This window comes from Salipiger mangrovisoli, assembly GCF_015223355.1.
Lineage (GTDB): Bacteria > Pseudomonadota > Alphaproteobacteria > Rhodobacterales > Rhodobacteraceae > Salipiger > Salipiger mangrovisoli.
Genome location: NZ_JADFFK010000005.1, coordinates 24,439 through 46,079, shown reverse-complemented (window position 1 = coordinate 46,079; position 21,641 = coordinate 24,439). Strand labels below are relative to the sequence as shown.

The following is a 21,641-nucleotide window of genomic DNA, read 5'->3' as shown; positions in this document are numbered from 1 at the left end:
CGATCCTGCCGACCTCAGTTCGCGAGGCGGGCGATCAGGTCCGGGCGGAAGCCCGACCAGTGATCCTCGCCGAAGGTGACGACGGGTGCCTGGCGGTAGCCCAGTTCGGTCACGAGCGACATCGCCGCGTCGTCCTCGGTGAGGTCGATCACGTTGTAGTCCAGACCCTTGGCGTCGAGCGCGCGGGTGGTGGCAGTGCACTGCACGCAGGCGGGTTTCGAGTAGACGGTGATCATGCTCTTGCGTCCTCAGCTAGCAGGGCAGGAACGCGCAACCGGACAGGCCCCGTGCCTGCCGCAGATCTTGCACGCCCCGAACCCTCCGTTCGTGGTCATTCGTTTTGGCCCTCGGCAGGTCTCCTGGCTTGGCGGGTCGTGGTTCCGGCCGCGCCTTCCCGGGGGGTCCCAGTGGCTCTTTGGGCCTTCACTCGCCGCTTACAGTTGCGGGGGCAGCACCGGGTTTTCACCGGTTTCCCTCTTGTCGCCGCGCCGGGCCGTCGCCCGACTCGATGGAACCGAAAAGCAACTACATCTAGAACATCTCACCCCGAATGCGTCAATATGCAGTTGTTGTTGACTTCCTCAATTCCGCCCTCCTGCCACGCGATGCAGCATCGGCGCAACGCGGCTCATCCCTGAAATACAGCGCCTTGGGCCACTTCGGCGGCCGCCATGCATTCTCGACAGGTCGGCTCTGCAGGAATGTCGATTGTTCCCGGGGCGGCGTCTTCCTAGATAGGCCCTGTCGACGCGGCAACGCGTCAAAGGATTTTTTCGGGGTCTTTCTCCTCCTCCCTCAGCCCCGGAAATCGGCGGCGGCCCTTCTCCTCCCTTGGGGCCGCCGCATCCTCCCTTCCTTTGCAGAATTCCGAACGCGGCGCGCCGTCTGGCCTTCGCGCGCGCCTGCGCCTATGCAGCTGTCGCACACCGTCAGTTTCCGTTCCGCAGGAGGACCGCATGCCCCATATCGTTCTCGTCGCCACCGGCGGCACCATCGCCTCCTTTGCCAAGACCGAGGGTGGGGCGGTCACCGCCGGGCTCAGCGGCGACGCGCTGCTGGAGAGCCTGAATGCGCCGCTGCCGGGGATCACCGTCGAGGTCGACACCATCGCGGCCGCGGGCAGCAACGCGCTGACGCTCGAGGCCGTTCACAGGCTATGCCGACATATCGATGCGCGGCTGTCCGAGGCGGGGGTCGATGGCGTCGTCGTCACCCATGGTACCGATACCATGGAGGAAAGCGCCTTCCTCGCGCGGCTGTTGGTCAGCTCCGACAAGCCGGTGGTCTTCACCGGCGCGCAACGCCACGCGGGCCAACGCGACACCGACGGGCCGCGCAACATGCGCGATGCCCTGCTCTGCGCGGCGACGCCCGAGTTGAGTGGCGTGGGGGCGGTGATCGTCTTCGAAGGCGAGATCCACGGCGCGCGCCACGTCAGCAAGGTGCATGCCTCGCGCACCGATACCTTCCGCTCCAACGGCCACGGCAAATTGGGGGAGGTGGATGAGGGCGAGGTTCATCTCTACACCCGACCGGCACGGCCGCGTCATCGGATCGACGCCGTCGCGCTCGACCCGGACGTCGAGCTTGTGGCCCTCGGCCTCGGCAGCACGCCGCGCTACCTTGAATGGTGCGCGAAGAGCGGTGCTTCTGCCGTGGTGATCGAGGCCTTCGGACGGGGCAACGCGCCCAGGGGCTTTGCGGATGCGACGCGGCGGCTGGTCGCCGCTGGCGTTCCGGTGATCCTTGCCAGCCGCTGTTCCGAGGGACGGACCCGCGCCGTCTACGGCTCCGACGGCGGCGGGGTGACCATGGTCGAGGCAGGGGCGATCCTTGCCGGGGACCTGAGCGCCGCCAAGGCCCGCCTGCTGCTCGCCGCCCTGTTGCCGGGGCTGCCCGAAGGGCCGGACCGGATGCAGGCGATCGCCGAGGCGGTCACGAAGGTCTGATCGCGCAAAGCCGCAAAATCTCGGGAAGCCCTCGGCGCACACGGGAATTTCTGCCGCGACTGCCTATCTTGACGATGACACAGGCAGAGCAGGACCGCCATGACCGACACCCCCGACCGCATCGGCCCGATCCTCTATTTCCGGGCCGCCGAGCCCCATGCGCTGCGCATCGCCGCCCTGGTGGTGCGCCCCGAGGCCGAGCGGCCGGAAGACATGCGCGTCGCCGGGGAAGCCGTCGCGCCGCGCCTGCTTGCCGATTGCGAGGGCAGGCGGGTCTGGCGTTATGATCTGACCCTGCCGCATGCCGCGCCGGCCTATGACTTCGAGGGCATCACGCGTTCGGTTGTCACCGATTTCTCCGGCGACCTGCGCATAGCCTTCGTCTCCTGCAACGGCGAGGAGCACGGCGATCTCGGGCGCGACGCGGCCGAGCGCAACGGGATGTGGCACCGCCTCCATGCGCAGCACCGCGAGACGGGCTACGCGCTGATGCTGATGGGCGGGGATCAGATCTACGCCGACGAGGCCACCCATGGGCACCCGCTCTCCGAGGACTGGCCGGAGCGGTTGCCCGAAGCGACGCCCGAGGCATTGGCCGATCTCGAAGCCCACCTCCGCTCGCGTTTCTTCGAGCGTTATCTGCGCACCTTCTCCGCGCCCGGCTTCGCCGAGGTCTCCGCCGAGGTGCCGGCGCTCTGCATCTGGGACGACCACGATATCTGCGACGGCTGGGGCTCGCTGCGGCGCGAGGCCACCGCCTCGGCGATCGGCCAGCTGCTGTTCCGCATCGCGCGTGAGACCTACCTGCTGTTCCAGCATGCCGCCACCGAGGCAGACGTGCCCGAGCTCTTCCTTGACCCGGAGGGTCGCAGCCTGTCCTGGCGACACGAGCTGCCGGGCCTGACGCTGCTGGCCCCCGACCTGCGCTCCGAGCGCGAGCGGCGGCAGGTGATGGGCACCGCGGGCTGGCGCGGGGTCGAGGCCACCGAGGGCGGCGCGCACACGTTCCTTGTCTCCTCGGTGCCGCTGCTCGGGCCGCGCCTGTCGCTGGTCGAGAGCCTGATGATGGCGATCCCCCGGATGCAGAAATACGAAGACGACCTGCGCGACCAGTGGCAGAGCCACGCCCACCGCGAGGAATGGCGGCGGATGCTCTCTGAGGTCCTGCGCATGCGCAAGGCCGGGCCGGTCACCGTGCTGTCGGGCGAGATCCATCTTGCCACCCGCGCCGAGATGGGCAGCGGGCCGGAGCAGATCCACCAGCTCGTCGCCTCGGGCATTTCGCACCGCGCGCCGCCAAAGACCTATGCCCGCTGCCTCGGAGCGCTGGCCGGGCTGGGCGAGGCACCGCTTCCGGGCCGCGCGATCCGCATTCGCCCTCTGCCGGGGCAAGCCACGCGCTACGTTGCCGAGCGCAACTACCTGCGGCTCGAACGGCGCGCCGGTCAGTGGCGCGCGATCTGGGAGCTGGAGCAAAGCGGGCCGACACCTGCGATGGTGCTGTGATCCCTTTGTGACATCTGAAACCTATCTTCCGCGCAGCGGCAGACTGCCGCAGGCGCAACGTAAGCGGGCAAGAATCACCTGACCCTTCCGCCTCCGCTAGATAGACTGCCCGTGCAGGAGGGACCTCGGCGGCGATATCGGCGCATGCGAACGACCCGCGCCCGCTGCCCTGCCTCGTCCCGCGCAAGGATGCTCATCCTATGGGAGAAACGACATGGACGGAAACGACGTTGGCACCGGGGGCAAATGCCCGGTCATGCACGGCGGTCTGACCGAGAGCGGCACGTCGGTGACCAGCTGGTGGCCGAAAGGTCTTAACCTCGACATCCTCAGCCAGCACGATCTCAAGACCAACCCGATGGGGCCGGATTTCAATTACCGCAAAGAGTTCGAGAAGCTCGACGTGGAGGCGCTGAAGGACGACCTGCGCGCCCTGATGAAGGACAGCCAGGAGTGGTGGCCCGCGGACTGGGGCTCCTACGTCGGCATGTTCGCCCGCGTCGCATGGCACGCGGCAGGGTCTTACCGTCTGGCCGACGGCCGCGGTGGCGGCGGCACCGGCAACCAGCGTTTCGCGCCGCTGAACAGCTGGCCGGACAACGTCAACACCGACAAGGGCCGCCGCCTGCTCTGGCCGATCAAGAAGAAATACGGCAACAAGATCTCCTGGGCCGACCTGATGATCCTCTCGGGCACCATCGCCTACGAGGTCGCGGGCCTGAAGACCTTCGGCTTTGCCTTTGGCCGCGAGGACATCTGGCACCCGGAGAAGGACGTCTACTGGGGCGCCGAGAAGGAATGGCTCGCGCCCTCCGACACGCGCTACGATGACGTGACCGACCCCGCCTCGCTCGAGAACCCGCTCTCGGCGGTGCAGATGGGCCTCATCTACGTGAACCCCGAGGGGGTCAACGGCCAGCCCGATCCGATGCGCACCGCCGCGATGGTCCGCGAGACCTTTGCCCGCATGGCGATGAACGACGAGGAAACCGCGGCGCTGACCGCCGGTGGCCACACCATCGGCAAGAGCCACGGCAACGGCAATCCCGCCGACCTCAGCCCCGACCCCGAGGACGCCGGGCCCGAGTACCAGGGCATCGGCTGGATGAACACCAAGGGCCGCGGCATCGGCCGCGACACGGTGGTCTCCGGCATCGAGGGCGCCTGGACCACCCATCCCACGCAATGGGACATGGGCTGGTTCGACATGCTCTTCGGCCACGAGTGGGAGCTGAAGAAGTCCCCCGCCGGCGCCTGGCAGTGGATGCCCGTGAACATCAAGGAAGAGGACATGCCCGCCGACGTCGAGGATCCCTCGATCAAGTGCATGCCGATGATGACCGATGCCGACATGGCGATGAAGGTCGACCCGATCTACAACGCGATCTGCCAGAAGTTCATGGCCGACCCGGAGTATTTCGCCGACACCTTCGCCCGCGCCTGGTTCAAGCTGACCCACCGCGATCTGGGGCCGAAATCGCGCTACCTCGGGCCGGACGTGCCCGCCGAGGACCTGATCTGGCAGGATCCCATCCCCGCCGGGCCGTCGGGCTACGACGTCGGCGCGGTCAAGGCAAAGATCGCCGCGAGCGGCCTCAGTCTTGCAGAGATGGTCTCCACCGCCTGGGACAGTGCCCGCACCTTCCGAGGCTCCGACATGCGTGGCGGCGCCAATGGCGCGCGCATCCGCCTCGCCCCGCAGAAGGACTGGGCAGGCAACGAGCCCGAGCGTCTGGCGAAGGTGCTGTCGGTGCTCGAACCCATCGCCGCCGAGACCGGCGCCTCGCTTGCCGACGTGATCGTGCTGGCCGGCAACCTCGGGGTCGAGCAGGCCGCCAAGGCGGCGGGCCACACGCTGGAGCTGCCCTTTGCGCCGGGCCGCGGCGATGCCACGGACGAGACGACCGACGCCGAGAGTTTCGAGCCGCTCGAGCCGCTGGCCGATGGCTTCCGCAACTGGCTCAAGCAGGACTACGTGGTCTCGGCCGAGGAGCTGATGCTCGACCGCGCGCAGCTCATGGGGCTGACCGCACCCGAGATGGTGGTGCTTTTCGGCGGCATGCGCGCCATGGGCGCGAACCACGGCGGCAGCAAGCACGGCGTCTTCACCGACCGCGCGGGCGCGCTGACCAGCGACGTCTTTGTCAACCTTGTGGACATGGCCAACAGCTGGGTGCCCGCGGCAGAGGGCCTCTACGAGATCCGCGACCGCAAGACCGGGGCGGTCAAATGGACTGCGACACGGATGGACCTCGTCTTCGGCTCCAATTCGATCCTGCGCGCCTACGCCGAGATCTACGCCCAGGACGACATGGGGGACAAATTCGTCGCCGATTTCGCGCGGGCCTGGACCAAGGTGATGAACGCCGACCGCTTCGATCTGAAGTGATCCTGGCGCCAGGATGAAGAAAGGCCCGCATGTCTCTGACATGCGGGCCTTTTCCATCGGGATCTCGTCGCTTCTTCTCTTTTGAAATACGCCGGGGATGAATTGGCCGTCAGGCCAAGAGGGGGCAGCGCCCCCTCAGCCTTCCCGGCCTGCACGCGCCTTGAGGCGGTGCAGCACCTCCTCGCCACCCGCTTCGCCCTCGAAGAGCTGCCAGCGTTCCAACAGCGGCTGGCCGGAGTTGCGGCAATGCAGCGCCATGGCCGCGCGGGCGCCGTCGGCGTCTCCGGAGGCCAGCGCATCGACGATGGCCTGATGCTCGTCCCGCGAGAAGCGCGCGATGTCCGCGGCGCCCTGGCGGTTGTTGAGCCGAGTCCATTCCGGATAGCGCTGGCGCACGCGCCAGAACTCGTCGACCACCGAGACGAAGACCGAATTGCCAGTGGATCGCGCAACGATCAGGTGGAACTCGCGGTCCTGCGCCTCGATCCGCTCGAAGGGCAGGCTGGCGTCGCACATCGCCTCGATGCAGCGGGAGAGCTGCGCGATCTGCGCGGGGGTGACGGTGCTGGCGGCGATGGCGGCGATCTCGGGTTCGATGACGAAACGCGCCTCGACCAGCTCGAAGAAGCCGGGCAGGCCCTGCGCGCCCGCCTGCGGCTCGATCTGCATCGGCGGCAGCGGGTCGGCGACGAAGGCCCCGGCGCCGTAGCGGGTGACCACATAGCCCATCAGCTCGAGGGCGATCATCGCCTCGCGCACCGTGGTGCGGCTGACCCCGAGCTGGGCGACCAGGTCCTTGTCCGCCGGCATCTTGGTGCCGGGAGCAAAATCGCCGGCGCGGATGCGCGTGGCGATCTCCTCGGCGACCAGCCGGTAGCGCGGAGTCTGGACGATCGGGGTCAGCATGGTGGGCCTCAGGCAGCTGGCGTGGCGTCGGGAAGATCGTCTTCCATGTAGTAGCGCACGTTCTCCTCGAAGCTGGCATCGGCTTCAAGCCCCAGCGCCAGCGCCTTGTCGAAGCGGTAGTCGAAGCGCCAGCCGCGCACGATGGCGGCGATCTCGGGTTGTTCTTCCCACTGGATCAGCTGCGCCGGCTCGGGGCCCGCGACCGCGGTGAGCGCGTCGATCATCTGGCGGATCGACAGCCGCTGGCCCGGCATGGTCATGCAGCGCTGCATGCCGAGGTCCGCGGCGTCGAGCTCGGCGCCCTTGATGAGGTTTTCCACGCAACGCCTTGGCGAAAGGTAGAAATGTTCCTGACCCTCATCCACCGGGCAGATCGCCGGCTCGCCGTTCAGCGGCTCGCGGATGATCGAGGACATGAAGGACGAGGCCGCGCGGTTCGGCTTGCCCGGGCGCACCGAGATGGTCGGCAGGCGGAAGCCGCGGCCATCGACGTAACCCTTGCGCGAATAGTCATTCAGCAGCAGCTCGCCGATCGCCTTCTGCATGCCGTAGGAGGTTTGCGGATTGGGAATGGTGAAATCGGTGATCGGATCCGGCACCTCGCCGCCGAAGACCGCCAGCGAGGAGGTGAAGACCACCACCGGGCAGGTGCCGAGCGCGCGGCAGCGTTCCAGCACGTTCAGCGTGCCGTCGAGGTTGACCTTCATGCCGGCCTCGAAATCGGCCTCGGCATGGGCCGAGACCACGGCGGCGAAGTGGAAGATGACGTCGGTATCACCGTCGATCAAAGCGTCCACCGAGGCGCGGTCGGTGATGTCGCAGGCGCGGGTCTCGACGGGGAAGGGCGCCTCGATGGGCTCGGGCACCGCGATGTCGGCCAGCGTGAGCTTTTCGATGGGTTCGTCACGCAGGTTGCCGCGGTCGGCGAGGCTCTGGGCGACCTTGCGGCCGATGAAGCCGCCGCCGCCGATGATCAGAACGTTCATTCGGACTTACTTTCCATATATTCAGGCGGGTTGCGGAAACGGGCGGCCCCTGCGGGCCGCCCTTGGGGATGGGTGGCAGGGTTACTCAGGCTGGCCGAGGCCGATGCGCTTGAGGAACGCCTTGTGGCTTTCGACCATGGCCGCCGCTTCGGGTGTCTTGTCGGCCCAGACGTCCCAGCGGCTGACCGCCGCCTTGCGGAAGGCGGCGCGGTCCTCGGCGGACCAGTCGTAGATGGTCACGCCCTTCTCGGGCAGCGCTGTCAGCGCCTCGCCGTTCTGCACGATGGTGCGCATCATCAGGTTCATCGCGAGGGTGTCCATCGCCGAGCGCAGGATCGCCTGCTGCGCCGGGTCGAGCCCGTCCCAGACGGTCTTGTTGCAGGCGAGGTGGTCCGAGCTCATCGAGTGGAAGCCGGGGAAGGTGGTGTGCTTGGCGATGTCGTAGATCCCGAGCCCCACGTTGTTGGCCAGTGTCGAGGCATCGGCGCCATCGATGATGCCGGTTTCAAGGGCGGTGAAGATCTCGGTGAAATCCATCACGACCGGCGTTGCACCCAGCTCGGCGAAGATCTCGGATTCCATGCCCGGCGGCGAGCGGAACTTCCAGCCCTTGAGGTCCTCGATGCCCGCCAGCGGCGCGGTCGAATTCATCGATTCCTGACCGCCGAGATAGGCCCCGACAAACTCCATGCCATTGGCATTGTAGAGCTCGTTGATCGCCTCGCGGCCACCGCCGTAGGCTATCCAGCTGAGGTATTCGAGCGGCGTGTCGTAGCCGCCCATGGTATCTGCAACGAACTGGAACGCCGGGTTGAGGCCGGTCTGGTAGCTTGGATTTGTCATGTCGCAGTCGAGGATGCCGGTGGCCGCGGCCCCGAAGGTCTCGGCCGAGGCAACGACGGCGGAGCTGTAGAACATCTCGATATCGACCGAGCCGCCGGACATGGCTTCCACCTGCTCGACGAAGTCGCGGACAAGCTGGCCCGACACGGATTCCGGCGACTGGTGGGTCTGGATGCGCAGCGTTGTCTGGGCACTCGCGGCTCCGGCCAGCAGCGTGGCACCCGCAAGGATGGCGGTGAATTTCTTGGACATAGGTTCCTCCCTGTGAATCGTCCTCCAGCTCAAGCAGTAGCAGGCAGATCGCCTGATTGCCAGACAATCTGGCAAAGGCCACGATTTCGGTGGAGAGCCGCCACTGTTCACGGGGCTGTCAGCGGGGCAGGAGGATACTTGACTGTAATAGTCAGCCATCTTAGGCAGAGGCAACTGCGGGCTTTTCCGCAGAGCCACGGAGCCCGAGGGTCCGAGCCAGCCCATCGACATTTCGCGCGCCCCTGCGCGCCCTCAAAGGAGGACTTCCATGTCCCTTGTCTCGGCACTCCGTACCGGCGTCTGCGGCCTTGCCTTCACCGCCCTGATGGCGAGCGCGGCACTCAGCGATCCCTTCACCAATCTCGCCAAGGGCTTCGAGGGCCAGATGGTTGCCGAGGGCCTGAACCGCGCGCCGATCACCGCAGGCGGCAGCGCAGAGGTCCGCGGTCGAGGTTTCGTGCCGGGTCAAACCGTTGTGCTGCGCCAGAATGGTGTCGTGCTCACCGAGGGCACCCCGATCACCGCCGACGACAAAGGCGAGTTCCGCACCGAGATCGCCATTCCCGAGGGCGCGGAGCCGGGGCTCTACCCGGTGGTCGCCGAGATCGCCGAACCGGGATATGCGCTGACGGTCGATCTGAAGATCTCGCCGGTCTTGCCCGATGTCGGGGCGCTCGACATCACGTCCCAGAAGCTGGTGCCGGGGCTCTACCAGGTCGCCGAGACGCCGGACGCGCTCTACGTCACCTCGGCTGTCGGTCGCCCGCCCGTGACCGAAAGCAAGCTCCTCAAACTCGATCCGCAGAGCTTTGAAATTCTGGCCGAAATTACCCCGGAAGAGGCACCCGACCGCCCGGATGGCCGCGACGGCGGGGTGTTCGCGGTCTACGGCGTCGGCGTCGAGGAAACACAGGGGCAGGTCTGGGTGACCAACACCCGCCAGGACACGGTCGCTGTCTACAGCGCCGAGGACCTGTCGCTGATCAAGCAGTTCGAGCAGGGCGCGGTGCCGCACCCGCGCGATGCGCTGGCGCATGACGGCAAGGTCTACGTGACCGCGACCTTCGAGCCGACGATCCACGTGTTCGACGCGGCAACGCTGGAAGAACTCGCACCGATCGAGCTGAGTTCGGGCAAGCGCGGCGAAACCTTCGGCACCGCCAGCATGCACATCGACGAGGCCAGCGGCACGCTCTACGTGGTCAGCCTCGACACCGACGAGGTGGCCACGGTCGATCTCGCCTCGGGGGAGGAAACCGCAGTCACCCCGCTGCCGCTGTCCAAGCGCACCATCGGTGTGGGCTATGATGCCAAGACGGGCCGTATCTTCACCGCCGGGGTCAACACCGACAACGTGCTGATCGTCGATGCCGCCACCGGCGAGACGCTGCATGACGTGCCGGTCGGCTCGGGCCCGCTGAACATCGCCTTCGATACGGAAAACGATCTGGCCTGGGTCGCGGTGCGCGGCTCGGACTCGCTTGTTGCGGTCTCGCCCGAGGGCGAGGTGGTTGCCAAGACCCAGATCGGCAGCTTCCCCAACCACCTGATCGCGGCTTCGGATGGCGGCGTCTACGTGGTGAACAAGAGCAAGGGGCAGGACGATGCCACCGGCGATCACATCAGCCGCGTGACCCTCAAGCCCTGATCCTCGACACGCGGGCGACGGCCCCGGACGCGGACGGCAGCGCAGCTTGCGCTGCCGTCCGAGCATCGGCGGCTCAGACGCCGCGGATGCGCCGCGCCCAGAGGTGGGTGAGCAGCATCAGCACCAGCCATCCGACAAAGAGCAGAGGCTGCCCGGCGAAGGCCAGCGGCAGCACGGCAAGACCGTAGAGAACCGGGATCAGGTCGGCGCTCGACCAGCCATCCCGCAGCAGATCCGGCAGCAGCCCCGCCGCGCTGCCGAAGAGCCCCGCGACCAGCGTCGCGATCACCGATCCGAGAAACCCGAGCATGAAGCCCCCGACGCCGCGCCGCCCGAACATCCCCGACAGCAGCCAGCCTGCCAAAGCACCGCCGATTGCCATCGCGAGCAGGTAGCGCAGCATCAGCCCCTTGGGCAGATCGGCCCAGGTGACATCTCCCTTGGCCGCGGCATCCTCAGCCATGAAGGCCGCGATGAGCATGACCCCGATCAGGGCCATCATCAGGGTCGTGACGTATCTGGGCGAACGCGTGCGCCGTGCCATGGCAAAATCCTCACCTCGTCAAAAGTCATTTGGTGCCGGGTCGCGCCCGACGGGAAATCCGCACCGAGCCTAGCACAGCTGTTTCCGCCCGTCGCCCCCGCCGATGATCGTCATCATATTGGCAGATCTTGGCAAATCTGCGCCGACGCGCCTTCGGTCACGCTTGCCGCGCAGGGGGGCTTGCGCCATCATGCCGGGCACGGGTCTGCGCCTATAGGTTGCAGGGGGTGCCGACCCGCCCGGTCCGCGTCCGGCGACGTGGCCCATCCTGCGAGGAGACGCGACATGCCCATTGCCCGACCCCTGTTCCACCATCTGGCGCGGCCGCTCGGCGCGATCGCCCTGCTGGCCAGCCTCGGAGGAGCGCCCGCCATGGCCGAGACCGTCGATCTGCCCGTCGTCGTGCGTCTGGCCGAGGGCGCAACCCTGCCGCCGGATGCCATGCTCGAGGTCGAGCTGCTCGACGTGTCGCGGGCCGATGCCCCGGCCACGGTGCTCTCGGCGCATCGCTACCGCGTCGAGGTGTTGCCGGTGATCGTCAAGCTGCCCTATGACGATGACGCGATCGATCCGCGCATGAGCTACATCGTCGCGGGCAAGGTGCGTGCGGGCGACAGCGTGGTGCTGCGCACCACCACCGCCTTTCCCGCGATCACCCGCGACGCCCCCGCGCGCCCCGAGATCACGCTGGAACAGACCGGCACGATGCCGGTGGCCGATCTGCCGCGCATCACCGGCATCGAATGGGCGGCCTTCGAGATCGGCGGCCGGATGATGGTGACCGAGGATCCGCCCAGCATGGCCTTCAACGAGGATGGCACGTTTTCCATGTATGGCGGCTGCAACCGCTTCACCGGTCGGGCCGAGATCGGTGCGGGCACGCTGCACGTCCTGCAACCGCTGGCCGGGACACGCCGCGCCTGTCCCGAGCCGCGCATGAACCTCGACAAGGCCATGGTCGCTGCGCTGGAACAGACCACCGGCTTTGTGCGCTACGGCAAGAACCTGAGCCTGACCAACGCGGCGGGAGTCGCTGTCCTGCGGCTGACGGAGCGGCCGGAGTAGGGCAGGGCAAGCGATTATAAGATAAAGAAAATTACGAGTTCCGTTACGTCATTCTTGCGCCGGGGTCTCAAACCCCGGCCCACGCTTCCTATATCTGCGGAACCGGCGACTTCGCGCTGTTTTCTTCCGACGGAACCTGTCAGGGAGGCGCGGACCCGCCCCGAGGAGGCCGCGAACAGTCCCGCATGGAAAAACTGACCCTGAGCGAGCGCCCGAACTGGCGCGAGAAGGCCGAAGAGCTCGGCTTTACCTTCGCCGACATGCACGGCGAGCCCTATTGGGACGAGACCTCGGCCTATCGCTTCACGCTGCGGGAGATCGAAGAGGACATCGAGGACCCGGCGACCGAGCTTCACGGCATGTGCCGCGAGGCCGCCGCCGCCATCGTTCAGAGCGAGGAGCTGCTGACCCGGCTCGGCATCCCGCAGGAGCACTGGGACCTGGTTGCCGCGAGCTGGCAGCGCGGCGATCCCGAGATCTACGGGCGCTTCGATTTTGCCTATGACGGGCAGGGGCCGGCGAAGCTGCTGGAATACAATGCGGATACGCCGACGTCACTGTACGAGAGCGCGTCGTTCCAATGGCTCTGGCTGGAGGATCAGCTCGAGGCGGGCGTGCTGCGCGAGGGCGACGACCAGTTCAACGGCATCCACGAGGCGTTGGTCGCACGGTTCCGCGCGCTTTTCGAGCCCGGCACGGACCTGCATTTTGCCGCAGCCGCCGGCAACCCCGAGGATTACGGCACGGTAGAGGCCATGGGCTGGGCTGCGCGAGAGGCCGATCTCGGCGCGCATTACAGCGACCTCGAGCAGCTCGCCATCAGCACCGACGGACAGTTCCTCGACTCCGAGGATCGGGTGATCGGCACACTGTTCAAGCTCTATCCCTGGGAAGACCTGCTGCGCGACGACTATGCGCGGCATCTTGGCACCGCGCGCTGCCTGATGCTCGAGCCGGCCTGGAAGGCTGTGCTGTCGAACAAGGGGCTGCTGCCCGTGCTCTGGCGGATGTTCGAAGGGCATCCGAACCTGCTGCCTGCCTTTTTCGAGGACGAGGTGGCCGAGGCGCTGGCCGGTCGCGAGGCCGGATCGGATGCGTTCCAGCGTGCCGCCGACGTCCTCGCACGCGGTTATGTCAGCAAGCCGATCTTCTCGCGCGAAGGGGCCTCGGTGCGCATCTTCGAGAACGGGAAGTTGCTGGAATCCGCGCCCGATGCAGGCTACGAGGAGCATCCGCGGGTGGTGCAGGCCTACCAGCCGCTGCCGGTCTTCGAGGGCTTCCGACCGGTGGTCGGTGCCTGGGTGATCGGTGAAAGCTGCGCGGGGATCGGCCTGCGCGAGGACCGCGCCCGGATCACTCAGGACCTGTCGCGGTTCAAGCCGCATTTCATACGCGACTGACCGTCGCCATAAGGGAGAAAAAGATGCGTAAACGTTCCAGAACCGTCGCACTGGCGATCGTCGGTGCCGCGTCCTTCACCCTTGCCGGCTGCCGCGAGGAACAGGTCGACGCGCAGGCTTTCCCGGACCTCGAGAGCTGCCGCAATGCGGCGCTTTCCGGCGGCATGTTCTCGGCACAGGATTGCGACACCGCCTTTGCCGAGGCCGAGGCGCTGCACGTCGAGTCCGCACCGCGCTATGACAGCCTGCAGGTCTGCGAGGAGCAACATGGCGAAGGCGCCTGCGGCAGCGAAGCGCAGGCAACGCAGGGCGGCTCGGGCAGCATCTTCATGCCGCTGCTGGCAGGCTATCTGATCGGCAACATGCTTGGGGGCCGCTCGGGGATGGCTGCGGCGCAACCGCTTTACCGTACCCCCGACGGCCGCTTCACCAATGCCACCGGCGCCAGCACCTACTCGAGCAACTCGGGCCGCGCCAAGCTGGGCACCAGCATGTTCTCCAAGCCGCCGACCACCGCGGGCAAGGCACCGATGAGCCGGGCCACCGTTGCGTCGCGCGGTGGATTCGGAGGTACAGGTGCCGCGCGAGGCACATTTGGCGGCTAAAATTGTGCTTGCGCAATAATCGCGGTTGGGGCGGCTGCCACAATATAGAGCGTCACCTCTGTATCCCATGTGACGCAGATGATTTTACGTTGGGTTAATTGACCTAGGGTTACGCATTAATTCGCTTTCCGCTCCAAAACTCGCTATTCTGAATGCGTTTCCCCGCTCGGATTCGGGGTTTTTGTGGTTAATTCCTTTGTTTTTCAAGATGTTAGTCGTCATAAATGACCGCTTTCAGGAAGGGAGGCGCATGAACCACAATAACAACGAGCCTGTTAAAGGCCGTAGAATCTCATCGGGTGGCGGTTTCGTTATTGCGTGTCTTTCGGGACTCATCGGGATCGTGGCGGGGATCGTCCTGTGGAATGCCGGAGCGCATCCGCTTGTGGTGTTGCTTGCTTATTTGATGATTCCTGCGGCGATGATCCTTGCGCTGTTCCTTTTGTCGGCGCGGCGGGCAAAGTCGGGGCCTGCGCGCTCGGACAAGGAGCAGATCGCCATGCGACCGGGACACGGCAGCGGTCAACTCTGACACTGCTCGGGGCGCCTGCGATGGACCCGCGCGAGTCATTGCCCGGGCATCAGCATCTAGGCGCGGCGAGACTGGCATGTGCGGGACAAGGCTTGCGGGCCTAGCAGGAAATTATTAACATAATCCTACTTATACGATGCAGCGATTTCCTTCGGGTCCAGCGCCTGCATGCGCCTTCCGTGCGGTTTGATATGCAGTCGCGACGCGCTAATCTCTCGCATCATCCCGCGTTGCGATCACCGTCCCGAGGACCGGATGCCCCAAGATGCCCTCTGAACGCCCCACAGACCCGATGATGACACGCGTTGGCGGTCTGCGGCTGCTGTGGCTGGCGCTTGGCGGCGTCGCGCTTTTTGCGGGCATTGTCGGCGTCGTGCTTCCGGTCGTGCCTACGACACCTTTCGTGATCCTCGCGGCCTTTGCCTTCTCGAAAAGCTCGCCGAGGCTTCACGCCTATCTCACGGATCACCCGCGCTTCGGCCCGATGATCGCCGATTGGCGCGCGCATGGTGCGATCGCACCGCGCTACAAGGCCATGGCCGTGAGCATGATGCTCGTTGCCTTGCTGATCAGCGTCGCGCTGTCGGTACCGCCACGCCTGTTGCTGATCCAGGCTCTGTGCATGGGCGGTGCCGCGGCCTTCGTGCTGAGCCGCCCGAACGGCCCGCGCCGCACCGCCGGCAAATGATCTGCCGCGCTCGAATTCACAATTGAACATCGTTCTATTGATGCGCTAAAGCGGTGGAGACTTCCCATGGATCCGCCGCGATGCCTCTCTTTCACCGTCCTGCCGCCTGCCCGTCCTGCCGCCCGTTGCATCCGCCAAAGGTGTGCGGCTGATGGGCACCACGGAGTCCCAGCGCGGGAGAACACCGCGCGGCCGGGCGGCCTCGATCGGATTGAGCCGCGCGCAGATCGTTGCCGCGGCCGTCGCGCAGATCGAGGCCAAGGGGCTCGCGGCCTTTTCCCTGCGCGAGCTCGCACGCAGCCTTGGTGTCTCCCCGGCGGTGATCTATTGGCATGTCGGCGGCGCCAAGGAAGACCTGTTTGCTGCCATCGCGGCCACGATCACCGGCGGGCTTGCCGAGGCGCAGGACCCCTCTGCGATCTGGACCGAGCGGCTGCGGCAGGTGTTCCACGCCTATCGCGCCTCGGTCCATTGCCACCCCAAGGTCTCGCCGCTTTTGGGCGCGCAGATGAAATCCAACGGCGTTGCCAGCCTTGACTGGATCGAGACCGTGCTCGTCGCCCTCGCCGAGGGCGGCTTCGAGGGCGATGCGCTGCGGGACGCGTTCAACGCGCTGATCGGCGGGTTGTGCGGCTTTGTCACCATGGAGCTGGCGCCCGGTCCGGCCTCGGAGGACGGGGCCTGGGAAGAGCGCGTCGCGCAGCGCATGGCCGAGGTCGACCCCAAGACCCATCCTCTGACCCACGCCGCTCTGCCGCAGCTCGCCAACCGCATCTTCGTGCTGCGCTGGCAGAACGGGGCGCAGGTTTCTTATGACGACGGCTACGCGGTGCTGCTTGACCTGCTGATCGACGGGCTCGCGGCCCGCGCGGCCAATTTTCCGAATACCTCGCCAGCGGAGCCCAAACATGGCTGAGATCCTTGTCCTCGGTGCCGGCATGGTCGGCGTTTCCACCGCGCTGGCCTTGCAGGCGCGCGGCCACGCGGTGAGCCTGGTCGATCGAAGCGCGCCTGGCCGCGAGACCTCTTTCGGCAACGCCGGGATCATCCAGGCCGAGGCCGCCGAACCCTACGGATTGCCGCGCGATCTGGGCACGCTCTGGTCGATGGTCAGCGGGCGCAGCAATGATGTCACCTGGTCGCTGCGGGGCGTGACCCAAATGGCGCCGGCGCTCTGGTCCTATTTCCGCCAATCGGCGCCGCGGCGGCACGCCGAGATTTCCCGCACCTATGCGCAGCTCACCGCCCGCGCCACCCAAGATCACGCGCCGCTCGTCGAGGCCGCAGGTGCCGGCAACCTGATCGCCCGGCAAGGCATGGTGCAGCTCTACCGAGACCGCGCCGCCTTCGATGCCGACGCCGCGGAGGCCGAACGCTTGCGGCGGGACTACGGCGTGCGCCACCGCGCGCTCTCGGGGGAGGATTACCGGCGCGAAGACCCTGCCCTGCTTCGCGATCCCGCCGGCATCATCCATTGGACCGACAGCTGGAGCTGCAGCGCCCCTGGCTGCCTCGTGCATTCCTACGCCAAGCTCTTCGCCAGCCGCGGCGGACGGCTGCTCGAAGGCGATGCCGCCAGCCTCCGCCACTCCGCGCATGGCTGGACGGTGAACACGGTGGCGCAGGCGGTCGAGGCCGAACATGCCATTGTTGCGCTCGGCCCCTGGTCGCCGACGCTGCTGCGCCGCTTCGGCTATCGCATTCCGATGATCTACAAGCGCGGCTACCACGGCCATTTCGAAACCCCGCGCCCGCCGTTGCGCCCGATCGTCGACATGGACAATGGCGTGGTCGCCGGGCAGATGCGGGCCGGGCTCCGCATCGCCACCGGCGCCGCCTTGGTCACCCGCAAGGCCCCCGCCGACCTGCGCCAGCTCGACCGTGGCCGCGCCGCGCTGTCGGACATGCTCGAAATCGGCGCACGGGTGGACGAGCCGCAATGGTCGGGCACCCGCCCTTGCCTGCCGGACATGCTGCCGCTGGTTGGGGCCGCGCCGCGCCATCAGCGGCTGTGGTTCCACTTCGGCCACGGCCACCAGGGGTTCACGCTCGGGCCGACAACCGGCGCGTTGCTCGCCGCCGCGATCGACGGCGAAGAGACCGCCCTTTCCCGCGCGCTGGCACCCGCCCATCGCCTTTGACCGCCCCTCCCAAGTCACAAGCCTCGCCGCTGGAGACCTCCCATGCCGCTCAAATCCCCGATCTCGCTCTATGACGCGCAAGGCATCGCCTTCGGCATTCTCATGGCAAGTCTCAGCGTCGTCTTCCTGAAGGCGGCCGGGCTGATCACCGGCCAGACCGCCGGGGCCTCGGTGCTGCTGTCCTACCTGCTGCCGCTGGATTTCGGGGTTATCTTCCTGCTCGTCAGCCTGCCGTTCTTCTGGCTGTCGTGGAAACGCCGCGGCAAGGGCTTCACGCTCCGCACGATCGCGGCGGTGGTCGGCATCTCGATCACCGCGCCGCTGCTGCAGGGCTGGGTGTCCTTCGACCACCTGCCGCCGCTTGTCGCAGCGGTCCTCGCCGGGGCCAGCGCCGGAGCTGGGCTGATCGCGCTGTTCCGCCACAATGCCTCGGCCGGCGGTCTCGGAGTTCTGGCGCTGATCGTCGAGGAAAAGACCGGTTTCAAGACCGGCTGGTTCCAGATGAGCTTTGATGCGCTGGTCTTCCTGGTGTCGTGCTTTGTGCTGCCGCTGGAGCTGGTGGGCTATTCCTTCGTCGGGGCGGCGGTGCTGAACGCGGTGATTGCCTGGAACTTCCGCATCCAGCAGACCGGCCAACAGATCGGCCAGCAGCCCGCCGCTGCAAAGGCCACGCCAAAGGCAGCCTAGGCGCGCCGCCCGGCGTGTGACTCTTCGGCCTGGGCCACCTCGTTCTTCACCTGTCCCCAGGTGACCAAGGTAAAGATCGCCGTGCCGCCGGCGACGTTGCCTGCCAGAACCGGCAGGAAGAAACCACAGGCCGCCTGGGCGATCCCGATCTCGCCGTGCCACACCAGCAGCCCGGCCTCGACCGATCCGGCGATGACATGTGCGAATCCCGCGACCGCGAGCAGCCAGGTCATCGCCAGCACGATCAGCAGAGCCTCGCCGCGGGCACCGGGCATGACCCAGACCAGCGCAGCGATCAGAACCCCGGCGGGCATCGCGCGCAGGAAGTTTCCTCCGGCCGTTCCCTCGACCGCGTGGCGGGCGACGGCCAGCAGGCTCTCGCCCAGCTCCGGTGCCAGCACGCCCGGAAGTTGCAGGAAACCAGAGGCGATGATCGCGCCCAGCACGTTTGCCGACAGGACGATTGCCCAAAGCCGGATCATCTGGCGCAAGCAGCGTGCCGAGCGCCTCGCGACCACTGGCATCACCGTGGTGATGGTGTTCTCGGTGAACAGCTGCATCCTGCCGTAGATCACCACGATGAAACCCAGGGAATAGCCCAGGCTCTCGATCAGCACCGCCCAGCCGGCCTCCGGCAAATGCGCCCGGAGCACGGCCTGGGCCAGCACCGACAGGCTGATCAGGATGCCCGCCGCAAGGCCGGACCAGATCAGCGAGACGGTCGGGCGATTGAGCTCCTCCTCGCCGTCGCGACGCACCACCTCGTAGATCAGCCGTGCCGAAAGCCGCGAGGCGCTGTCCACCGAGCGCTCCTCTGCCGGGCGGTGGATGGTGTCGTTCTTCAAAGCATCGTTGCGGGTGGGGTCGGAATCATCATTCATCCCTTTGCAACCAGTTCGCCGCGTCCGGGTTCCCTGCCCCCGTTGCGGGCTCGGCTTGGCGCTTGGTTCAATAAGTTTTAGTTATCCCAAACACAAATAAATCCAATTTCCGTTTATCGCGTGCTGACGGTAGACCATAGCCAAGCGGTGTCTGGTCACCCCATCGGCCCCAGCGCCCGGTGGCGGCGCAAACCGCACAAAACAACCAACGCAGCGAATGTCGGAGCCAACGATGGACGGAAATGATGTGAAACCCTCGGGCGGATGCCCGGTGATGCACGGCGGTCAGACTTCGACCGCGACCTCGGTGACCAGCTGGTGGCCGAACGCGCTGAACCTCGACATCCTGCACCAGCACGATGCCAAGACGAAGCCCTTCGCCCCGGCCTTCGACTACCGCGAGGAGCTGAAGAAGCTCGACGTGGAAGCGCTCAAGGATGACCTGCGCGCCCTGATGAAGGACAGCCAGGAGTGGTGGCCCGCGGACTGGGGCTCCTATGTCGGCATGTTCGCCCGCGTCGCATGGCACGCGGCTGGCTCCTATCGCCTGGCCGATGGCCGCGGCGGCGGCGGCACCGGCAACCAGCGTTTCGCGCCGCTGAACAGCTGGCCGGACAACGTCAACACCGACAAGGGCCGCCGCCTGCTCTGGCCGATCAAGAAGAAATACGGCAACAAGATCTCCTGGGCCGACCTGATGATCCTCTCGGGCACCATCGCCTACGAGGTCGCGGGCCTGAAGACCTTCGGCTTTGCCTTTGGCCGCGAGGACATCTGGCACCCGGAGAAGGACGTCTACTGGGGCGCCGAGAAGGAATGGCTCGCGCCCTCCGACACGCGCTACGATGACGTGACCGACCCCGCCTCGCTCGAGAACCCGCTCTCGGCGGTGCAGATGGGCCTCATCTACGTGAACCCCGAGGGGGTCAACGGCCAGCCCGATCCGATGCGCACCGCCGCGATGGTCCGCGAGACCTTTGCCCGCATGGCGATGAACGACGAGGAAACCGCGGCGCTGACCGCCGGTGGCCACACCATCGGCAAGGCACATGGCAACGGCGATGCGGCGAACCTGTCGGAAGATCCCGAGGCCGCCGACGTGACCGCGCAGGGCATGGGCTGGATGAACACCAAGGGCCGCGGCATCGGCCGCGACACCGTGGTCTCCGGCATCGAGGGCGCCTGGACCAAGAACCCCACCCAGTGGGACATGGGCTGGTTCGAGCTGCTCTTCGGCTACGAGTGGGAACTCAAGAAGTCCCCCGCCGGCGCATGGCAGTGGATGCCCATCGACATCCGCGAGGAAGACATGCCCGCAGACGTCGAGGATCCCTCGATCAAGTGCATGCCGATGATGACCGACGCCGACATGGCGATGAAGGTCGACCCGATCTACAACGCGATCTGCCAGAAGTTCATGGCCGACCCGGCGTATTTCTCGGAGGTCTTCGCCCGCGCCTGGTTCAAGCTGACCCACCGCGACATGGGCCCGAAGGTGCGCTACGTCGGCCCCGACGTGCCCGCCGAGGACCTGATCTGGCAGGACCCGATCCCCGCCGGTGCCACCGGCTACGACATCGGCGGCCTCAAGGCGAAGATCGCGACCTCGGGCCTGAGCGTGTCGGACCTCGTGTCGACCGCCTGGGACAGCGCCCGCACCTTCCGCGGCTCCGACATGCGCGGCGGTGCCAACGGAGCGCGCATCCGCCTTGCGCCGCAGAAGGACTGGGCAGGCAACGAGCCCGAGCGTCTGGCCCGCGTGCTGAACGTGCTCGAGCCGCTGGCGAACGCTGCCGGTGCGAGCCTCGCCGACACCATCGTGCTGGCCGGGAACGTCGGGGTGGAACTGGCCGCCAAGGCCGCGGGCCACGACATCTCGGTGCCCTTCGCGCCGGGCCGCGGTGACGCCACGGACGAGATGACCGACGCCGCAAGCTTCGATCCGCTCGAGCCGGTGGCCGACGGCTTCCGGAACTGGAAGAAGAAGGACTACGCGGTCTCCTCGGAAGAGATGCTGCTCGACCGGGCACAGCTGCTCGGCCTCACGGCGAACGAGATGACCGTTCTGCTGGGCGGCATGCGCGCCATGGACACCAACCACGGCGGCAGCAAGCACGGTGTCTTCACCAGCCGTCCCGGCGCGCTGACCACGGATTATTTCGTCAACCTGACCGACATGGCCTATACTTGGGTTCCGGCGGGCCGCGATCTCTACGAGATCCGCGACCGCAGGACCGGCGAGGTGAAATGGACCGCGACCCGCGTCGACCTGGTGTTCGGCTCGAACTCGATCCTGCGCGCCTACGCCGAGATCTACGCCCAGGACGACGGCACCGAGACCTTCCTGGCGGCCTTCGTGGACGCCTGGACCAAGGTGATGAACGCCGACCGCTTCGACGTGAAGTGATCCGCGCCGGAGCCTGAACAGCGGCCCGCACCCTCCCCGGGGTGCGGGCCTTTTCCTGTCTGCAGCGCGCGCCATTCTTCTAGGTTGAAATATCCCGGGGGGAGGCCGCAGGCCGGGGGGCGGAGCCCCCTCTTGCGTCGCGCGCATCGCGGACGCGCGCGGCACAGCGCGGGTTCGGCAGCCCGCGGCGCAGGGTCGCGCTCGTGACCGGC

Annotated in this window: 19 protein-coding genes and 1 riboswitch; of the genes, 13 read left to right on the top strand and 6 right to left on the bottom strand. The window is 66.9% G+C overall.

Annotated features, from left to right (window positions below):
• Window positions 1–14: 14 nt before the first annotated feature.
• Complete coding sequence (gene nrdH / locus IQ782_RS08135; RefSeq protein WP_092420396.1) at window positions 15–236, bottom strand: glutaredoxin-like protein NrdH; 222 nt, start codon at window positions 234–236, stop codon at window positions 15–17.
• A gap of 96 nt (window positions 237–332) precedes the next feature.
• Window positions 333–534, bottom strand: a riboswitch (cobalamin riboswitch).
• A 422-nt stretch (window positions 535–956) separates the two neighbouring features.
• On the opposite strand from nrdH, the gene IQ782_RS08130 reads away from it, so the two are divergent.
• The 3 genes from IQ782_RS08130 (at window position 957) to katG (IQ782_RS08120) (ending at window position 5,844) form a co-directional block, all read left to right on the top strand.
• Window positions 957–1,949, top strand: coding sequence for an asparaginase (locus IQ782_RS08130; RefSeq protein WP_194134130.1), 993 nt, complete (start codon window positions 957–959; stop codon window positions 1,947–1,949).
• A 99-nt stretch (window positions 1,950–2,048) separates the two neighbouring features.
• Window positions 2,049–3,455, top strand: coding sequence for an alkaline phosphatase D family protein (locus tag IQ782_RS08125; RefSeq protein WP_194134129.1), 1,407 nt, complete (start codon window positions 2,049–2,051; stop codon window positions 3,453–3,455).
• A gap of 214 nt (window positions 3,456–3,669) precedes the next feature.
• Window positions 3,670–5,844, top strand: coding sequence for a catalase/peroxidase HPI (katG, locus tag IQ782_RS08120; protein WP_194134128.1), 2,175 nt, complete (start codon window positions 3,670–3,672; stop codon window positions 5,842–5,844).
• A gap of 135 nt (window positions 5,845–5,979) precedes the next feature.
• Here the strand turns inward: katG (IQ782_RS08120) and IQ782_RS08115 are convergent, their stop codons facing one another.
• The 3 genes from IQ782_RS08115 to IQ782_RS08105 form a co-directional block, all read right to left on the bottom strand.
• A complete protein-coding gene (locus IQ782_RS08115; RefSeq protein WP_194134127.1) occupies window positions 5,980–6,750 on the bottom strand; it encodes a FadR/GntR family transcriptional regulator in 771 nt (256 codons plus the stop codon).
• An 8-nt stretch (window positions 6,751–6,758) separates the two neighbouring features.
• On the bottom strand, window positions 6,759–7,736 hold the full coding sequence (gene denD, locus IQ782_RS08110; RefSeq protein ID WP_194134126.1) for a D-erythronate dehydrogenase: 978 nt from the start codon (window positions 7,734–7,736) through the stop codon (window positions 6,759–6,761).
• 81 nt (window positions 7,737–7,817) lie between these two features.
• On the bottom strand, window positions 7,818–8,831 hold the full coding sequence (locus IQ782_RS08105; protein WP_194134125.1) for a TRAP transporter substrate-binding protein: 1,014 nt from the start codon (window positions 8,829–8,831) through the stop codon (window positions 7,818–7,820).
• Between the two features lie 268 nt (window positions 8,832–9,099).
• On the opposite strand from IQ782_RS08105, the gene IQ782_RS08100 reads away from it, so the two are divergent.
• A complete protein-coding gene (locus tag IQ782_RS08100; RefSeq protein ID WP_194134124.1) occupies window positions 9,100–10,479 on the top strand; it encodes a YncE family protein in 1,380 nt (459 codons plus the stop codon).
• A gap of 73 nt (window positions 10,480–10,552) precedes the next feature.
• On the opposite strand, the gene IQ782_RS08095 is transcribed toward IQ782_RS08100, so the two are convergent.
• On the bottom strand, window positions 10,553–11,023 hold the full coding sequence (locus tag IQ782_RS08095; protein ID WP_194134123.1) for a hypothetical protein: 471 nt from the start codon (window positions 11,021–11,023) through the stop codon (window positions 10,553–10,555).
• A gap of 285 nt (window positions 11,024–11,308) precedes the next feature.
• Here IQ782_RS08095 and IQ782_RS08090 point away from each other — a divergent pair, with 285 nt between their 5' ends.
• From IQ782_RS08090 to IQ782_RS08055, 8 genes are all read left to right on the top strand, one after another.
• A complete protein-coding gene (locus IQ782_RS08090; protein WP_194134122.1) occupies window positions 11,309–12,088 on the top strand; it encodes an META domain-containing protein in 780 nt (259 codons plus the stop codon).
• 185 nt (window positions 12,089–12,273) lie between these two features.
• Entirely contained in the window at window positions 12,274–13,488 is a 1,215-nt protein-coding gene (locus tag IQ782_RS08085; protein WP_194134121.1) for a glutathionylspermidine synthase family protein, read from the top strand.
• A 23-nt stretch (window positions 13,489–13,511) separates the two neighbouring features.
• Window positions 13,512–14,093 carry a DUF1190 domain-containing protein gene (locus IQ782_RS08080; RefSeq protein WP_194134120.1) on the top strand — a complete coding sequence of 194 codons (582 nt, stop codon included), beginning with the start codon at window positions 13,512–13,514 and terminating at the stop codon, window positions 14,091–14,093.
• A gap of 250 nt (window positions 14,094–14,343) precedes the next feature.
• Window positions 14,344–14,625: a hypothetical protein gene (locus IQ782_RS08075; protein WP_194134119.1), complete on the top strand. Its 282-nt coding sequence runs from the start codon at window positions 14,344–14,346 to the stop codon at window positions 14,623–14,625.
• A gap of 265 nt (window positions 14,626–14,890) precedes the next feature.
• The gene (locus IQ782_RS08070; protein ID WP_240989174.1) at window positions 14,891–15,313 is read left to right on the top strand and encodes a YbaN family protein; all 423 of its coding nucleotides are present in this window, start codon (window positions 14,891–14,893) and stop codon (window positions 15,311–15,313) included.
• A gap of 151 nt (window positions 15,314–15,464) precedes the next feature.
• Window positions 15,465–16,229, top strand: coding sequence for a TetR/AcrR family transcriptional regulator (locus IQ782_RS08065; RefSeq protein WP_194134118.1), 765 nt, complete (start codon window positions 15,465–15,467; stop codon window positions 16,227–16,229).
• Window positions 16,222–17,454 carry an NAD(P)/FAD-dependent oxidoreductase gene (locus tag IQ782_RS08060; protein ID WP_194134117.1) on the top strand — a complete coding sequence of 411 codons (1,233 nt, stop codon included), beginning with the start codon at window positions 16,222–16,224 and terminating at the stop codon, window positions 17,452–17,454. Before IQ782_RS08065 ends, IQ782_RS08060 begins: the two co-directional genes overlap by 8 nt.
• 42 nt (window positions 17,455–17,496) lie before the next feature.
• Complete coding sequence (locus IQ782_RS08055) at window positions 17,497–18,141, top strand: YitT family protein (RefSeq protein ID WP_194134116.1); 645 nt, start codon at window positions 17,497–17,499, stop codon at window positions 18,139–18,141.
• Here IQ782_RS08055 and IQ782_RS08050 read toward each other — a convergent pair.
• Complete coding sequence (locus IQ782_RS08050) at window positions 18,138–19,022, bottom strand: formate/nitrite transporter family protein (protein WP_194134115.1); 885 nt, start codon at window positions 19,020–19,022, stop codon at window positions 18,138–18,140. The genes IQ782_RS08055 and IQ782_RS08050 overlap by 4 nt on opposite strands.
• Before the next feature lie 232 nt (window positions 19,023–19,254).
• Here IQ782_RS08050 and katG (IQ782_RS08045) point away from each other — a divergent pair, with 232 nt between their 5' ends.
• Window positions 19,255–21,429 (top strand): catalase/peroxidase HPI, encoded by a 2,175-nt coding sequence (katG, locus tag IQ782_RS08045; RefSeq protein WP_194134114.1) that lies wholly within the window; start codon window positions 19,255–19,257, stop codon window positions 21,427–21,429.
• Window positions 21,430–21,641: the final 212 nt, after the last annotated feature.

Coding starts and splice junctions, on each gene's coding strand:
- IQ782_RS08130 (WP_194134130.1), top strand. CDS start 957: ATGCCCCATATCGTTCTCGTCGCCACCGGCGGCACCATCGCCTCCTTT.
- denD (WP_194134126.1), bottom strand. CDS start 7,736: ATGAACGTTCTGATCATCGGCGGCGGCGGCTTCATCGGCCGCAAGGTC.
- nrdH (WP_092420396.1), bottom strand. CDS start 236: ATGATCACCGTCTACTCGAAACCCGCCTGCGTGCAGTGCACTGCCACC.
- IQ782_RS08065 (WP_194134118.1), top strand. CDS start 15,465: ATGGGCACCACGGAGTCCCAGCGCGGGAGAACACCGCGCGGCCGGGCG.
- IQ782_RS08090 (WP_194134122.1), top strand. CDS start 11,309: ATGCCCATTGCCCGACCCCTGTTCCACCATCTGGCGCGGCCGCTCGGC.
- IQ782_RS08080 (WP_194134120.1), top strand. CDS start 13,512: ATGCGTAAACGTTCCAGAACCGTCGCACTGGCGATCGTCGGTGCCGCG.
- IQ782_RS08100 (WP_194134124.1), top strand. CDS start 9,100: ATGTCCCTTGTCTCGGCACTCCGTACCGGCGTCTGCGGCCTTGCCTTC.
- katG (WP_194134128.1), top strand. CDS start 3,670: ATGGACGGAAACGACGTTGGCACCGGGGGCAAATGCCCGGTCATGCAC.
- katG (WP_194134114.1), top strand. CDS start 19,255: ATGGACGGAAATGATGTGAAACCCTCGGGCGGATGCCCGGTGATGCAC.
- IQ782_RS08055 (WP_194134116.1), top strand. CDS start 17,497: ATGCCGCTCAAATCCCCGATCTCGCTCTATGACGCGCAAGGCATCGCC.
- IQ782_RS08075 (WP_194134119.1), top strand. CDS start 14,344: ATGAACCACAATAACAACGAGCCTGTTAAAGGCCGTAGAATCTCATCG.
- IQ782_RS08115 (WP_194134127.1), bottom strand. CDS start 6,750: ATGCTGACCCCGATCGTCCAGACTCCGCGCTACCGGCTGGTCGCCGAG.
- IQ782_RS08070 (WP_240989174.1), top strand. CDS start 14,891: ATGCCCTCTGAACGCCCCACAGACCCGATGATGACACGCGTTGGCGGT.
- IQ782_RS08085 (WP_194134121.1), top strand. CDS start 12,274: ATGGAAAAACTGACCCTGAGCGAGCGCCCGAACTGGCGCGAGAAGGCC.
- IQ782_RS08105 (WP_194134125.1), bottom strand. CDS start 8,831: ATGTCCAAGAAATTCACCGCCATCCTTGCGGGTGCCACGCTGCTGGCC.
- IQ782_RS08125 (WP_194134129.1), top strand. CDS start 2,049: ATGACCGACACCCCCGACCGCATCGGCCCGATCCTCTATTTCCGGGCC.
- IQ782_RS08060 (WP_194134117.1), top strand. CDS start 16,222: ATGGCTGAGATCCTTGTCCTCGGTGCCGGCATGGTCGGCGTTTCCACC.
- IQ782_RS08050 (WP_194134115.1), bottom strand. CDS start 19,022: ATGAATGATGATTCCGACCCCACCCGCAACGATGCTTTGAAGAACGAC.
- IQ782_RS08095 (WP_194134123.1), bottom strand. CDS start 11,023: ATGGCACGGCGCACGCGTTCGCCCAGATACGTCACGACCCTGATGATG.